We start from the raw sequence: 14,793 nt of genomic DNA on the forward strand, positions 1-14,793 counted from the left end.
ACCTCCGAACGTCGATGTGCATTATGAACACCACACCATCCCCGGCCGCTTCACGGTGCCGAATCCACGGATTCGCCCCGAGAATCTGGACGGTGGTTCAGCTCGAGGCGGGTCACTCGCGGGCGAAGCTCGCCCACGCCCGCACGACGACCTCGCCCGCGGCGTCCACGCCGCACAGGCTCACGTCGACGCGCGCTTCCCCGTCCTGCGCATAGCTCTGCGTGATGTGCCCCGAGCAGGTCATGACGTCGCCGGGCGGCAACTCACCCACCACCCGGGTGCGGAAACGCCGGATGTTCTCCGCGCCGAGCCAGTCGGTGGCATAGGTGGCCAGCAGCGCGGCCGCCTGCGGCGAGGCGGGCCCACCGACCTGAGCCGCCCCCGCCCACGACTCGGCGACGAGACCGCCGGTGCGGTCGAAGTAGCGGGTCAGCGACTCCGCCGCGCTGATCGCGGCCGGGTTCGCCGGATCGCCGCCGCCCGCGCGGACCGCGGTCAGCCGGTCGCCCGCGCGCGGCGGCGGCCCGAAGAACCGGTGATCGGTCTCGGTCCGCGCGGCGCCCGAGGCGTCGGCGGGCAGGAAGGTCGGCGGCACCACGGGCCGCTCGGCGAGCCGGTAGGCCGGATGCTCGGAGCGCGCCGACTCCGCGAACAGCCGGATGGCCTCGGTCTCCAGAACCACGGCGACGTTGTGCATCGTCACTCCTCTCAGGCGGGTGCCGTCACGGTAGGGCGCGCCCGCGCCGTGTGACCGGTTCCGCTCCCGCTCATCGGGACACCGGGCATTCGTCACGAAAACATGTCCGCTGACCGGGAACTCCGCCCGCCGACCACCCGCCGGCAGCGCGACCATCGGCGCAGCTCATCCCCACTCCGTCCGATACATGGAGGTTTCGATGCCGGAGAACACGCCGAACGGCCGATCGCTGGACGCCACCGCCGACTACCGGCAGATCGAGGCCGCCGCGGCGCCGACTCGGTTCGCGCGCGGCTGGCACTGCCTCGGCCTGCTCTCGTCGTTCCGCGACGGCAAGCCGCACGAGGTGAAGGCCTTCGGCACCACCCTGGTGGTGTTCCAGTCCGAGACCGACGGCGCGCTGCACGTGCTCGACGGCTTCTGCCGCCACATGGGCGGCAACCTCGCCCACGGCACCGTCAAGGGCGATTCGATCGCCTGCCCGTTCCACGACTGGCGCTGGGGCGGCAACGGCAAGTGCACCGCGATCCCCTATGCGCGCCGCGTGCCCCCACTGGCCAAGACCCGGTCGTGGCCGACCCTCGAGCGCAACGGCCAGCTCTACATCTGGCACGACCCGCAGGGCAGCAAGCCCACCGACGAGGTGACCATCCCCGAGATCGAGGGCTACGGCACCCCGGAGTGGACCGACTGGACCTGGAACTCGATGCTCATCGAGGGTTCACACTGCCGCGAGATCGTCGACAACGTCGTCGACATGGCGCACTTCTTCTACGTGCACTACGCCTTCCCGCGCTACTTCAAGAACGTCTTCGAGGGCCACGTCGCCACGCAGTACATGCGCTCGACCCCGCGCCACGACATCGAGGTCGGCACCAGCTACGACGACCCGAACTCCACCCTGCGTTCGGACGCCTCGTACTTCGGCCCGTCGTACATGATCGACTGGCTCTGGAGCGAGGCCAACGGCATGACGATCGAGACGGTCCTGATCAACTGCCACTACCCGGTCAGCGAGAACGCCTTCGTGCTGCAGTACGGCGCGATGGTCAAGAAGCCCGAGGGCATGTCCGACGAGGACGCCACCGCGATGGCCGCCCAGTTCGCCCAGGGCGTCGAGTACGGCTTCGAGCAGGACGTCGAGATCTGGAAGAACAAGGCGCCCATCGACAATCCGCTGCTCTCGGAGGAAGACGGCCCCGTCTACCAGCTGCGCCGCTGGTACAAGCAGTTCTACGTCGACGTCGAGGACGTCACCGAGGACATGACCAAGCGCTTCGAGTTCGAGATCGACACCGAGCGCGCGGTGACCAGCTGGGAAGCCGAGGTCGCCGACAACATCGCCCGCGGCGCCGTCATCAACACCATGTCCTGACCCCCACCAACAGAAAGCACGACCTCCGATGACCAAGGTTCTCGACAACATCGCCGCGATCGCCGATCAGCTGCGCGATCAGGCTCCCGAGGCGGAGCGGCTCGGACAGCTTCCCGACGCCACCGCGCGGCTGCTGAAGGAGGCCGGCCCGATCCGCCTGCTGCAGCCCAAGAAGTACGGCGGGTTCGAATCGCACCCGCGCGAGTTCGCCGAGACGGTGATGGCGACCGCGGCGCTGGACGGGGCCAGCGGCTGGATCACCGGCATCGTCGGCGTGCACCCGTGGCAGCTGGCCTTCGCCGATCCGAAGGTGCAGGACGAGGTGTGGTCCGACGACCACGACACCTGGATCGCCTCGCCCTACGCGCCGACCGGCATCGCCCGGCCGGTCGAGGGCGGCTACATCTTCAACGGCCGCTGGCAGTTCAGCTCCGGCACCGATCACTGCGACTGGATCTTCCTCGGCGCCATGCTCGGCGACCCCGAGGGCAAGATGGCGCTGCCGCCGACGATGCTGCACATGATCCTGCCGCGGTCGGACTACACCATCGTCGAGGACTCCTGGAATGTGGTGGGCCTCAAGGGCACCGGCTCCAAGGACATCATCGTCAAGGACGCCTTCGTGCCCGACTACCGGGTGATGAACGGCGATCACGTCATCGACGGCACCGCGCAGCGCGAGTACGGCGTCACCGAGACGCTGTTCAAGATGCCGTGGTCGACGATGTTCCCGCTGGGCATCAGCTCGGCGGTGGTCGGCATCGCCGAGGGCGCGCTGGCCGCGCACCTGGACTACCAGCGCGACCGGGTCGGCGCCCAGGGCACCGCGGTCAAGGACGACCCGTACGTGCTCTTCGCCATCGGCGAGGCGGCCGCCGATATCAACGCCGCGCGCCAGGAACTGCTCACCAATGTCGACCGCATCTTCGATCTGGTCGACGCGGGCAAGGAGATCAGCTTCGCCGAGCGGGCCGCGGTCCGGCGCACCCAGGTCCGCGCGGCCTGGCGCGCGGTCACCGCGGTCGACCAGATCTTCGCCCGCTCCGGCGGCAACGCCATGCGGATGGACAAGCCGCTGCAGCGCTTCTGGCGCGACGCGCACGTCGGTTTGGCCCACGCGATCCATGTGCCGAGCACGGTGTACCACGCCTCGGCACTCAGCTCCCTCGGCATCGAGCCCGCCGACAACCTGCGCTCGATGATCTGACCGAACACCACGAAGGACACACCGACATGACAGACATCAAGGGCCTCGGCTACGTCAAGATCCAGACGGCCGACATGGATCGCTGGCGCACCTTCGCCTTCGACGTCCTCGGCTTCGCCGAGGGCAGCGGGCCGGACGAGAACGCGCTGTACCTGCGAATGGACGAACGCGCGGCGCGGATCACGGTCGTGCCGGGCGACACCGACGCGATCGTGACGATCGGCTGGGAGGTGCGCGACCACGCGGCGCTGGTGCGGGTGCAGGAGGCCGTCACGGCGGCCGGCATCGCGGTCAAGCCGCTCTCGGTGGAAGAGGCCGACGCCCGCCGGGTCGAGGAGGTCATCACCTTCGAGGACCCGACCGGGGCGACGCTCGAGATCTTCCACGGCGCGGTCCTCGACCACAGCCCGGTGGTGACACCGTTCGGCGCGAAGTTCGTCACCGGCGCCCAGGGCCTCGGCCACGTCGTGCTGCCGACGATGGACCCCAACGGCGCGTTCGGCTTCTACACCGAGGTGCTCGGCTTCCTGCCGCGCGGCGCGTTCCGCATCCCGGCCCCGCCGGAGTTCGGGCCGATGCGGGTGCGCTTCCTCGGCGTCAACGAGCGTCATCACAGCCTGGCGCTGTGCCCCGCGCCGCACGGCGGTGCGCCGGGCCTGGTGCACATCATGGTGGAGGTCGACAGCCTCGACGCCGTCGGCCAGGCGCTGGACCGGGTGACCAAGGACGGTTTCTCCGTCTCGTCCACCCTGGGCAGGCACACCAACGACAAGATGGTCTCGTTCTACGTGCGCGCGCCCGGCGGCTGGGACATCGAGTTCGGCACCGAAGGCATGCGGGTCGACGAAACCTATTACACCGCCGAGGAAATCACCGCCGACAGCTACTGGGGCCACGACTGGTCCGGCAGCGAGCCGCTCGCGGCGATGTAACTCCGCGCACCACCGACACGGCCCCCGGCCCGAGCCTCACCGCTCGGGCCGGGGGCCGTTTTCATGATCGACATGCCCATTCATGTGACAACGACCACAACAGATGGTATGAATAGTCATATGCCTAATCGAAATATGCGAGTGGGCATCAGCACGTAGATCCGAAATGGAGATCTCATGGTCATCCAGGCCGAGGCCACAACCCCGAGCGCGATCCTGGATCGCGCGTCCCTGCTGCTCGACGCCTTCGACGGTCCGGGCCGGCTCACGCTCGCCCAGATCGTCCGGCGCACCGGCCTACCCCGGTCCTCGGCGCATCGGATGCTGGAACGGCTCGTGCAACTCCGGTGGCTACGCCGGGAAGGGCGCGACTACGAGCTGGGCATCCGCCTGATGGAGCTCGGCTCGCTCGCGGTGCACCAGGACCGGATGCATCGCGCCGCGATGCCGTTCCTGCACGAGCTGCACCGGGTCACCGGGTTTGTCGTGCACCTGGCCGTCCTCGACGGTCCGGATGTGGTGTACCTGGACAAGATCGGCGGCGACCTGTCGGTGCCGACCCGCGTGGGCGGTCGCCGTCCCGCCGCCTACACCGCGGTCGGCAAGGCGATCCTGGCCTACGCCGACGAGCGCCGGGTCGGCGAGGTCATGGGCGGGCTCACCGGCACGCGCACCCGCTATTCGCTCACCACCAGGGCCCAGCTCGACGCCGCGCTGGACAAGGTGCGCGCGCACGGTGTCGCGGTCGAGCGCGAGGAGTCGCTGCCCGGGTTCGGCTGTCTGGCCGCGCCAATCGGTGATCCCGGCGAGGCCGCGGTCGCGGCGGTGTCGGTGTGCGGGCCGGTGGATCGGATGGTGTTCGATCACCGGCTGGCGGCCGCCGTGCGCACGACCGCGCTCAACATCTGGCGCCACGTCGACGACGGCCGAGTACGCGTGCATCCCACGCTGCAGCACGCGCGCCCGCTCGGCGTCGGCCCGACCACCCGGCCGCACCCCGAGCAGCGGGTGTCGCACTCCGCGTGAGTCCGGCGTCGCCGTCGCCCGGGGCCGACGGCGGCGATCAGGACAGTGGAGTGTTGCGGCAGAAGCTGTGGCAGACCCGGTCGCGCACGATCATCTCCGGGCATTCGGGATCGAACCACCGGTCCACGAGCGCCCAGTGCACCGGATGCATCAGATAGGGCCCGTTCAGACCGTCGAGGTCGGTGAACTCCTGCTCCCAGACGTGCGTCCACGGCGACGATCCGGTCGCCCGCAGCACCGGACTCAGCTGCCAGGTGCGCAGGGTGGCGATGTGCTCGGGCATGCGCAGCAGGTCGGCTTCGAAGCGCCGCACCGTCGGGCCCGGGGTCTCCGGCGCGACGCGCAGCAGCAGGACGCGGTGCACCGTGCCGGTGGCGCCCGGCTCGGCGAGACCGCTTGTCCCGCCGAGGTATTCGGCGCCGTCGACGTGGACCACCACCGGGTCGGCGAGTGCGGCGGCGACCTGCCCGGCGGCGCGTGCCCAGTCTCCCGCCTCGTCGAACCACCAGTGCGCCAGGACATCACCGCCGTTGCGGACGCCGGGCAGCGTCGGCTCCACCAGGGTGCGCCGGGCCGCGGGCAGCAGGGCACGCAGCGAGCGGGTCCACCGCTCGGTGGTCGCCGGGTCGGTGCCGGGAGCGACATGGATCAGGCGGATCACCTCAAACATCGGCGAGCCTCTCCAGATCGGCGACCGCCGCGGCGGTCGACCTGGTGCGTTCGACCACGTATTCCGCCGCGTCGGCCCACCATCGGCGCACCGCCTGGTCCCCGCGCCCGCGCCACGTCATGGCCCACCAGCCCGCGGCGCCGTCGAGCACCCACGTGGCGGTCACGGTGTTCGACTCCCCCGTCAGCCACATCGGCGGGCTCACCACGATCCGCTCCAGCGCCATTCCCCGCTCTTCGGCTCCGGGCGCGTACTCCCGCAGATAGGCGTCGACGAAGTCCTTGCCGCGCCCGGGTTTCGTCACCACCGTATCGATCACGTAGACCTTCACGTCGTCCATCCACCGACGGTAGGCACGTCAGCGGCGGTGGCGTCGGGTCGTGTCCGCCCAGCGGGAGGTCGCGCACGGCACTAGGTCTGCACGGGGCCCTCCGTGTCGACGGGGAGCCGGTCCGCGCCCCAGCTCCGATGGACATAGCCGGTCACCCGGTCGAGTTCCGCGCGGTCGACCGCCGCGAGTTCGCCCGGTTCCAGCGGGTCGAAATGGAAGATGTAGAGCCGCGAGGCGAACTGCTCGAACGGCAGCGACGCCTCACCGAAGCGCTCGCCGTGCCCGGCCGTGCCGACGACCACACCGTCACCCCAGTCCTGCCCGCTGTCGTTGTTGGGGTTGTAGAAGTACACCCGCATCTGCTGCTGCGGGTCGAGCGCGACCCGCAGCACGGTGATCGCGTGCCACCCGACGAACCGCGCGGCGCTGTCGGTCACCGCGATGCCGGCGGGCTGCGGGTGGATCACCGGCTGATTGCCGTTGTAGTACGGGTGGTAGCTGGCGTAGAAGTGGCGCTGGAACTCCTCGAGCTCGATCAGCCTGCCGGTCGCGACGTCGACGTTGATCCGGAAGCCCCGGCCGGACCACCACCCGTGGAACTCGGGATTGATCCAGCGGTGCGGGTCACCGTCGCGGCCGAGACAGCGCCGCCCCATCTCGGCGTAGATGCGGTCCAGGTGCGGGACCACGAGCAGCGAGACCGGATCCAGATCGTGCTGCACCGCGGCCGCGAGACCGTCACCGCCCGCGCGCGAGGAGATCGGCTGTCCTTCGAAATGCATGACGATCTCGTCGTCGCGGGCCGCCCACACCACCGTCTGCAAGAGATAGTCGGGATCGTTGTAGGCCCACATCGACAGTGCCCGCGCCGACTGACAGGTGGGATTGTCGCCCTGCCCGATCCCCAGCGGCAGACCGAGCACCGACAGCACGCCCGACACCAGCCACGCCCTGGCGTCCGGCGCCGGGCCGAACACCTCGGTCAACCGCTGCCGCGAATGCTCGGAGAGCCGCAGCGCCAGCTGCCGCCACAGTGCCGGGGCCACCGGCGGCTGCGACAGGATCTGGCGTTCGAGCAGCAGCGCGAGTCCGTAGACGCACTGGGCGGTTTCGACGTGCACGGCCTGCTCGATCAGCGCGCGCACCAGTTCGTGGTAGCACAGCAGACTGTCGCGACCGGTGCTGGACAGCCCCATCGCCTCGCCGAGCAGGTACTCGCCCTTGCCCACCAGGAATCGCAGCAGCACAGCGTGATACGGCGAGACCAGCCCGGTGTCGTGCATCGATCGGGCGAAGCCGGTCGCCTCGTACTGCAACGCGCTGTCGTCCATCGTCTCCAGGCGCGCGCGGTAGACCTCGACGCCGGGATCTTCCCGGCATCCCTCGGTGGTGCCGTAGAGGCTGCTGATCAGCCGGTCGGCCCCGAGCCCACTCGCCCCCAGGTCCACGTCGGGGTTGGCGCGCGCGACCGCGATCTGGGTGATCATCCGCTTGACCGAGTCGACCTGGATGGGCCGCTGACGCAGGATCCGCCAGATCTCGTCGACCAGGTTCTCGAGCACCTTCTCGTAGCCGATCTCGGCGACGAGGAAGACCAGCAGTTCGCGCGATACCTGCGCCATCCGGCCCTGTCGCTCGCGCTCGGCTTCGGTCGGCGGGACGAACAGCAGCGAGAGATTGACCGCGAGCACCTGGGACAGGTGGTCGGCGGCCTGTTCGGCCGAGATCGCCGGGTGCCGGTAGTCGCCCTTGGCGACGGCGAGCAGGCGCAGATCGCTCACCGCCTCCACCACGACGGTGTCGGCATTGGCGCTGCGCAGCGAACCGGTGCTCAGCGCCGGGATGAGGAACTGGGGCTGAGCCCAATCCGTGCCGAGGTAGAGGCCCGCGGCCTCCAGCTGTTCGGCACGGGCGCGCAGCGCCGCGCACCCGCCGGGCAGCAGCAGGACCCGGCGCAGCGCGTCCAGCACCCGGGGCAATCTGACCTGCTTGCCGAGATCACCGGCCGCCGAGAGGGATTGCGTGGCCTGATCCAACGTGGTGAGGCGTTTTTCGAGCGTCGTCTCGCTGCCGCTCTGTGGACTCATCGCCGAGCCTTCCCTGTGCACCGCCGCTGCCGCGACCGATCAGATGTAGAAGTCGAGTTCTTCTTGCCGCTTGAGCAGGTCCCGCAACGTGTACGGGTCATCACCGAAGAAATAGAGCAGACCCCAGTGATTGCCGAACGCCGTGCGCTTGGTGACCTTCTCGGCCAGCGGCGCGGTCAGTTCGTGCGACTCGAAGTAGTCGTGGTCCTCGGTCTCCGGCGGCACCGACAACCGGCTGACCACGCGCCGCCGCGGATAGACGCCGAAACACCCCGCGTGCCCGGTCGCGTCGACCACTTCCTTCGGGAAGAACGCCGCGATCTCCTCCTCGGTCGTCTTCGGGTCGAACGCCAGCACCAGCGCGTGATAGGCATTGAAACCGTAGGTCCGCTCCAGCAGCTCGAAGACCTTGAAACCCGGCGGACGATAGGCCACCTCGCCGAAATACATCTCGCCGTCGCTGGTCACGAAGTACTCGGGGTGCAGGAAACCGAAGTCGATGTCGAAGGTCTTGATCAGCTTCTCGACCTGCCGGGTGATCTCGGGCCGGTACTTCTCCAGTTCCGGCGTCGCGGGGACGAACACCGAGTATCCGAGCGTCACGTATTCCGAGATGTTCAGGAAGCAGATGCGGCCGTTGTGCACCCAGGCCTCCACCGCGAACTCCCAGCCGTCCAGGTGCGACTCCATCAGCATGGGGAACTCGTCGTCGGGGATCGTGTCGACCTCGTCCGGGGTCCGGATGATCCGGTGGCCGAGGCAGCCCGCCTTGTCGAACGCCTTGAGGTGAATGGGATCGTTGGGGTCGCCGTCGAGCTTCAGCAGGGTTTGATTCACCCGTTTGAGAAAGCGGATCACGTCGTCGCGTTCGTGCGCCTCCTCGAAGATGCCGACGCGGATGCCGCCGAGTTGTGCCCGTCGCTTCATCAGCGATTTGTCGCGCAGGAGCATGGATTGACCGAGCAGGCGCGGATTGTCGAGCAGCACGGAATTGATCGCGCCCGCCCATTCCACGGTCTCCTCGAAGATCGGGATGGCGACGTCGACGCCTTCGTCACGCAGGGTCTCCGCGATCTCCATCGAGCGATCGTTGAGCCGCTCGAAATCCCAGGGGATGTAAGGGATGTCGTGTTCTCGGCAATATGGCTCCGCCCACTCGGGGGCGACGACGAGATAGCGTCGATCGAAGCGATCGACGGCTTCGACGGCGTTGAGACTCCACCCCAGCAGGGCGACATAGCCTTTGTTCAGGTCTCGGGTTTTCGATTCATCAGTGGAAATCGGCACCGCATTTCCCTTCTCGACCGGCGGCACCGGACGCCGGGATCCGGCCGGATCGCTGCGATGCCGCCATCACCGAGAAGTACCCGCCACGGCGACCGGCACGCATGACAGTGCTGTGACCACCCCGGTGCGCACTGCCGGGCCCGGTGTTTCCGCCCAGTGGGAGAACGCGGTCCGGGTGGAGACGGCGGGACCTACGGTGGCCGGACGACGTGCCGCGAGCGCCGATTCCGTCGCCGATTGCCAGGAGGACCAGTGACTGTGCGCGAATTCCCGACCAGTGGGCCCGGTGCGGTCCCCGATCCGGAAGTGGCGGCCATGCTCGCCACGCTCGACGCGGGGTTCCCCGACGTGACGACGATGACGGCGGCCGAGGTGCGGGCCGCGATCCTGGGCCGCAGGGCGCCGCTGCGGCGGATTCCCGACATGCGCCTGGCGCGCGACCTGACGATCGACGGACCCGGCGGCGACCTGCCGCTGCGGGTGTACCGGCCGCACGGCCAGGAGACCGCGCTGCCGGTGATCGTGTTCGCGCACGGCGGCGGCTTCGTGTTCTGCGATCTGGACAGCCACGACGAGTTCTGCCGGTCGATGGCGGCGGGCGTCGGGGCGGTGGTCGTGTCGGTGGATTACCGTCTCGCGCCGGAACATCCGGCTCCGGCCGCGCACGACGACGTGCTCGCCGCGCTGCGCTGGACCGCCGAGCACGCGGGCGAGTACGGCGGGGATCCGACGCGGATCGCGCTGGCCGGCGACAGCGCGGGCGGCAATCTCGCCGCGACGGTCGCGATCGCGGTGCGCGACGGCGGCGGCCCGCCGATCGCGGCCCAGATCCTGATCTACCCGGTGATCGACGACGACTTCGACACCGAGTCCTACCGGCGCTTCGGCACCGGCCACTACAACACGACCAGCGCCATGCGCTGGTACTGGCAGAACTACGCGCCCGACGGCACCGACGACGTCCGCCTGGTCCCGACCCGCGCCGCCACCCTGGCCGATCTGCCGCCCGCGGTGGTGATCACGGCCGAACTGGATCCCCCGTGCTCAGCGGGCGACGCCTACGCGCAGCGACTGGCCGGCGACGGTGTCCCGGTCCGGCACCGCCGCTACAACGGCCTCTTCCACGGCTTCCTCACCATCCCGTCGCTGACCGCCACCACCACCGCCCGCACCCAGATCTGGGCGATGATCCGCGACGTCCTCGCCTAGGACGCCCCGCGCCGGCCCGGCACGATCATGGGTGAGCCGGTGATCGGGTCGTCGATGACGACGCAGTCGAGGTCGAAGACCTCGCGCACGAGGTCGGGGGTGACCAGGTCGCGGGGGCTGCCCCGGCCGATGATGCGGCCGTCGCGCATGGCGACGAGGTCGGTGGCGTAGCGGCAGGCCAGGTTCAGGTCGTGCAGGACGGCGACGACTGTCCGGCCGTGCTCGCGGTACAGCCGTTCGCACAGGTCGAGAACGTCGATCTGGTGGCTGATGTCGAGGTAGGTGGTCGGCTCGTCGAGCAGCACGATGGCGGTCGCCTGGGCCAGCACCATGGCGATCCAGACGCGTTGGCGCTGACCGCCGGACAGCTCGTCGACCCGGCGGTGCCGCAGGTCGGTCGTGCCGGTCGCGGCCAGCGCCTCCTCGACCGCGGCGGCGTCCTCGTCGGACCACTGGCGCAGCAGCCCCTGGTGCGGGTAGCGGCCGCGGGCGACCAGGTCGCCGACGACGATCCCGTCCGGCGCGCCCGGTGTCTGCGGCAGCAGGCTGAGCCTGCGCGCGGTCTCCTTGGTCGAGTAGCGGTGGATGTCCTTGCCGTCCAGGATCACCGAGCCCGCGCCCGGGCGCAGGATCCGCCCGAGGGCCGCGAGCAGGGTCGACTTCCCACACGCGTTGGGTCCGATGATGACGGTGAAGCGGCCGTCGGGCACGGCGATGTCCACCTCGTGCAGCACCGTCCGCTCGCCGTAGGCGACCCGCACCGACGCGCCGCGCAGCCGGGCCTCGCCCTGCTCGTCGCCGGTGGATTCGACCGTCCCGGTGGATGTTTCAGACACGATGGCGCAGACCCTCTCGTACCAGCAGCCAGATGAGGAAAACCCCGCCGATGCTCACCGTGATCACGCCGACGGGCACCGGGGCGGGAAAGGCGTGTTCGGCCACCAGATCACTGACCCCGAGCAGCAGCGCGCCGACACACGCGGCGGCGAAGATCGCGGCGCCGGAGGTGCGGGTGAGCCCACGCGCGAGATGCGGTGCGGCCAGGGCGATGAACGCGATCGGCCCGGCCGCGGCCACCGACAGGCCGACGAGCACGGTCGCGCCGGCCATCAGTCCCATCCGCGCGCGGCCGCTGCGCACGCCCAGTGTGGTGGCGACGGTGTCGCCGAGGTCGAGGGCGTGGAACGCCCGGTTGAGCACGACGAGCACCGGGGTCACCAGCGCGAGACCGATGCCGATGATCAGCACCTGCCCCCACCCCCGGCCGCTGAGCGAGCCGATCAGCCAGGCGTTGGCCACTGCGGCCGAGGGCAGGTACGCCTGACTGAGCAGGTAGTACGTCGCCGAGGTCGACAGCGCGCCGAGCGCGATGCCGACCAGCACCAGCCGGGTGCCGCGCAATCCGCCGAGCACCGTGAGCACGGCGATGACCGCCAGCGTGATCAGCGCGCCGAGCGCGGCCCCGAGCGCGCCCATGCCGAGTGTGCCGCCGAAGGTGATCAGCACCAGGACCGCGCCCACCGCCGAACCGTCGGTGAAGCCGATGATGTCGGGACTGGCCAGCGGATTGCGGTACAGCCGTTGGAAGATCGCGCCCGCGGCGGCGAGCCCACCGCCGACGCCGACCGCGACGAGCGCGCGCGGCAGCCGCCGGTCGACGACGAAGAACTGGTCGAGCCTGCGCCGCGGCTGCCCGGTGAGCACGTCCCACAGCGCGCCGGGCCCGATCGTGTACTCGCCCACCATGAGCGAGACCGCGACCAGTGCCAGGACCGCGAGCACCAGCCCGGCGGTGACCAGGCTCGCGCGCCGGTCGAACCGCACGGTGCCGCGCCCGAGGCGCAGCACCAGATCGGTCGGGGTGATCCCGGTGGCGGTGATCCGGCGCGATCCGGGCCCGGACAGTTCGGTGACCGTCACGATTCGGCCCCCATCCGCGGACTGAAGACGATGAGCGCGATGAGCGCTGGACTGCCGAGGAACGCCGTCATCACCCCGACCGGCACGGGTTCGCCCCCGGCGATGATGCGGCCGAGCACGTCGGCGGCCAGCAGCAGCACGGGGGCGAGCAGCATCGAGACCGGCACGAGCAGGCGGTGATCGGCGCCGACGAGGTAGCGCGCGATGTGGTAGACCAGCAGCCCGACGAAGGCGATCGGCCCGGCCAGCGCGGTGGCGGCCCCGCACAGCACGGTGACCACGACGAAGCCGAGAAAACGCACCCGCCCCAGGTTCACCCCGAGCGCCGCGGCGGTCCGGTCCCCGAGGCTCAGCGCGTTGAGCGCCCGGCACAGCAGCAACGCCAGCAGCGCGGCGCCGAGCACGTACGGCAGCAGCGGCACGATGTCGGCGAGATCGCGCGCGGCCAGCGAACCGATCCGCCAGAAGCGGAAGGAGTCGAGGACGTCCTCGTCCATGAACACCAGCAGCTGCGTCACCCCCGACAGCACCGCCGCCAGTGCCACCCCCGACAGCGCCAGCCGCAACGGGGACGCCGTCGCCTGCCCGATCATCGACAGCAGATACACGACGATCGCCGCGGCACCCGCTCCGGCGAAGGCGAACCAGGTGTACCCGGTGACGCCGAGACCGCCGGTGATGCTGAGCCCCACCACCACACCGAGCGCCGCGCCCGCGTTCACGCCGAGCAGGCCGGGGTCGGCGATCGGGTTGCGGGTGAGCGCGCCGATCACCACGCCTGCCGCCCCGAGCGCGACCCCGCAGACCAGGCCGACGACCGTGCGGCTCAACCGCCAGTCCCCGATGATCACCCGCACGCTGCCGTCACCCTGCCCGAACAGCCCGGCGACCACCTCGCCCATAGGGATGGATTTCGCGCCGATCGCCAGACTGGCCACGCAGACGCCGAACAGGAGCACGGCCGAGATCAGCAGCACGACACCGCCGCGCGCGAGCGGGGTGGCGCCGGGGCGGGCCGTCACGGCGGAAGGACTCGAACGCACCGGCGGGACTGTACCCGCCGCCGAGAAGCGAGGGCAACCTTGGTTAGGTTAGGCTAATGTCAGCGGGGTGGAGATCAAGAAGAGAAGAAGCCGGCGGCTGCTGACCGCCCTCGGCGCGCTGGTCGCGGCGACGAGCCTGGTGCTGACCGGTTGCGGTTCGGCCGATTCCGAGGTCGCCGACGGTCAGGTCGTCACCCACGCGATGGGCGAGACGAAGGTTCCGGCAAACCCGCAGCGCATCGTGGTCCTGGACTCACCGCACCTCGACGCGCTCGTCGCGCTCGGCATCACGCCCGCCGCGGTGACCGAACGCGCGATGGGCTACGGCGCGCCGAAGTACCTGGCCGACAAGCTGTCCGGGGTGCCGACGGTGGGCACCATCCAGGATCCCGACGTGGACGCCATCGCCAACCTGGCCCCCGATCTGATCATCGGCACCAAGGTGCGCCACGAGCCGCTCTACACCCAGCTCAGCGGCATCGCGCCGACGGTCTTTTCGGAGAACTCCGGCACCAACTGGCACGAGCAGGCGAACCTGACCGCCGCCGCGGTCGGCCGATCCGCCGAGATGACCGAGCTGCTCACCCAGCTCGACACCCGCGCGAAGGCGGTCGGCCTGCGGATCGGCGCGGCGGACAAGTCGGTGTCGATGGTGCGGTTCACCGAGGACCGGTTCCGCCTGTACGGCCCGGAGACGTTCTCCGGTTCGCTGCTGGCCCAGGTCGGTTTCCGGCATCCGGCGCGGGAGTGGAACAAGTACTCCATGGCCGAACTCGATCCCGAGCAGTACGAGCAGATCAACGGTGACGTGGTCTTCCACGCCGACTACACCGGCTCCTCGACCGGGACCACCAAGGCCAGGGTGACCGCGCTGTGGGGCGCGCTGCCCGCGGTGGCCGGTGGCCGCGCCTACGAGGTCGCCGACGACACGTGGATGCTCGGCATCGGCGTGCTCGGCGCGAACAAGATCATCGACGACATCGAGCGCCTCACCGCGCGGTGAGCCGGT

The 14,793-nt window shown here is 69.9% G+C and carries 14 protein-coding genes; 6 read left to right on the top strand and 8 right to left on the bottom strand.

Features of this window, described 5'->3' with window-relative positions; all coding sequences use genetic code 11:
- Positions 1-112 precede the first annotated feature (112 nt).
- Entirely contained in the window at positions 113-697 is a 585-nt protein-coding gene (locus AB0H56_RS26140) for a hypothetical protein (RefSeq protein WP_357167998.1), read from the bottom strand.
- Between the two features lie 187 nt (positions 698-884).
- On the opposite strand from AB0H56_RS26140, the gene AB0H56_RS26145 reads away from it, so the two are divergent.
- From AB0H56_RS26145 to AB0H56_RS26160, 4 genes are all read left to right on the top strand, one after another.
- Positions 885-2,072 carry a Rieske 2Fe-2S domain-containing protein gene (locus AB0H56_RS26145; RefSeq protein ID WP_357168000.1) on the top strand — a complete coding sequence of 396 codons (1,188 nt, stop codon included), beginning with the start codon at positions 885-887 and terminating at the stop codon, positions 2,070-2,072.
- A 28-nt stretch (positions 2,073-2,100) separates the two neighbouring features.
- The gene (locus AB0H56_RS26150; protein WP_357168002.1) at positions 2,101-3,279 is read left to right on the top strand and encodes an acyl-CoA dehydrogenase family protein; all 1,179 of its coding nucleotides are present in this window, start codon (positions 2,101-2,103) and stop codon (positions 3,277-3,279) included.
- A gap of 26 nt (positions 3,280-3,305) precedes the next feature.
- Complete coding sequence (gene bphC / locus AB0H56_RS26155) at positions 3,306-4,211, top strand: biphenyl-2,3-diol 1,2-dioxygenase (RefSeq protein ID WP_110040588.1); 906 nt, start codon at positions 3,306-3,308, stop codon at positions 4,209-4,211.
- A 177-nt stretch (positions 4,212-4,388) separates the two neighbouring features.
- On the top strand, positions 4,389-5,237 hold the full coding sequence (locus AB0H56_RS26160; RefSeq protein ID WP_232999205.1) for an IclR family transcriptional regulator: 849 nt from the start codon (positions 4,389-4,391) through the stop codon (positions 5,235-5,237).
- A gap of 37 nt (positions 5,238-5,274) precedes the next feature.
- Here AB0H56_RS26160 and AB0H56_RS26165 read toward each other — a convergent pair whose 3' ends face one another.
- The 4 genes from AB0H56_RS26165 to AB0H56_RS26180 form a co-directional block, all read right to left on the bottom strand.
- A complete protein-coding gene (locus AB0H56_RS26165) occupies positions 5,275-5,907 on the bottom strand; it encodes a Dabb family protein (protein WP_357168004.1) in 633 nt (210 codons plus the stop codon).
- On the bottom strand, positions 5,900-6,247 hold the full coding sequence (locus AB0H56_RS26170; RefSeq protein ID WP_357168006.1) for a hypothetical protein: 348 nt from the start codon (positions 6,245-6,247) through the stop codon (positions 5,900-5,902). The genes AB0H56_RS26165 and AB0H56_RS26170 overlap by 8 nt, the downstream gene beginning before the upstream one ends.
- A 71-nt stretch (positions 6,248-6,318) precedes the next feature.
- Positions 6,319-8,325 (bottom strand): hypothetical protein, encoded by a 2,007-nt coding sequence (locus AB0H56_RS26175; RefSeq protein ID WP_357168008.1) that lies wholly within the window; start codon positions 8,323-8,325, stop codon positions 6,319-6,321.
- Between the two features lie 39 nt (positions 8,326-8,364).
- Entirely contained in the window at positions 8,365-9,612 is a 1,248-nt protein-coding gene (locus AB0H56_RS26180; protein WP_357168010.1) for a carboxylate--amine ligase, read from the bottom strand.
- A 315-nt stretch (positions 9,613-9,927) separates the two neighbouring features.
- On the opposite strand from AB0H56_RS26180, the gene AB0H56_RS26185 reads away from it, so the two are divergent.
- Positions 9,928-10,821, top strand: a complete 894-nt coding sequence (locus AB0H56_RS26185; protein ID WP_357168055.1) for an alpha/beta hydrolase — start codon at positions 9,928-9,930, stop codon at positions 10,819-10,821.
- Here AB0H56_RS26185 and AB0H56_RS26190 read toward each other — a convergent pair.
- From AB0H56_RS26190 to AB0H56_RS26200, 3 genes are read right to left on the bottom strand one after another with little or no spacing between them, the layout of a single operon-like run.
- A complete protein-coding gene (locus tag AB0H56_RS26190; RefSeq protein ID WP_357168057.1) occupies positions 10,818-11,597 on the bottom strand; it encodes an ABC transporter ATP-binding protein in 780 nt (259 codons plus the stop codon). The two genes, AB0H56_RS26185 and AB0H56_RS26190, sit on opposite strands and share 4 nt — an antisense overlap.
- A gap of 52 nt (positions 11,598-11,649) precedes the next feature.
- Complete coding sequence (locus AB0H56_RS26195; protein ID WP_357168012.1) at positions 11,650-12,741, bottom strand: iron chelate uptake ABC transporter family permease subunit; 1,092 nt, start codon at positions 12,739-12,741, stop codon at positions 11,650-11,652.
- Positions 12,738-13,784 (bottom strand): iron chelate uptake ABC transporter family permease subunit, encoded by a 1,047-nt coding sequence (locus AB0H56_RS26200; RefSeq protein ID WP_357168014.1) that lies wholly within the window; start codon positions 13,782-13,784, stop codon positions 12,738-12,740. The genes AB0H56_RS26195 and AB0H56_RS26200 overlap by 4 nt, the downstream gene beginning before the upstream one ends.
- Before the next feature lie 67 nt (positions 13,785-13,851).
- Between AB0H56_RS26200 and AB0H56_RS26205 the strand changes: the two genes are divergently transcribed.
- Positions 13,852-14,787, top strand: a complete 936-nt coding sequence (locus AB0H56_RS26205; RefSeq protein WP_357168016.1) for an iron-siderophore ABC transporter substrate-binding protein — start codon at positions 13,852-13,854, stop codon at positions 14,785-14,787.
- Positions 14,788-14,793: the final 6 nt, after the last annotated feature.

The organism is Nocardia sp. NPDC050717 (genome assembly GCF_040654275.1).
GTDB lineage: Bacteria > Actinomycetota > Actinomycetes > Mycobacteriales > Mycobacteriaceae > Nocardia.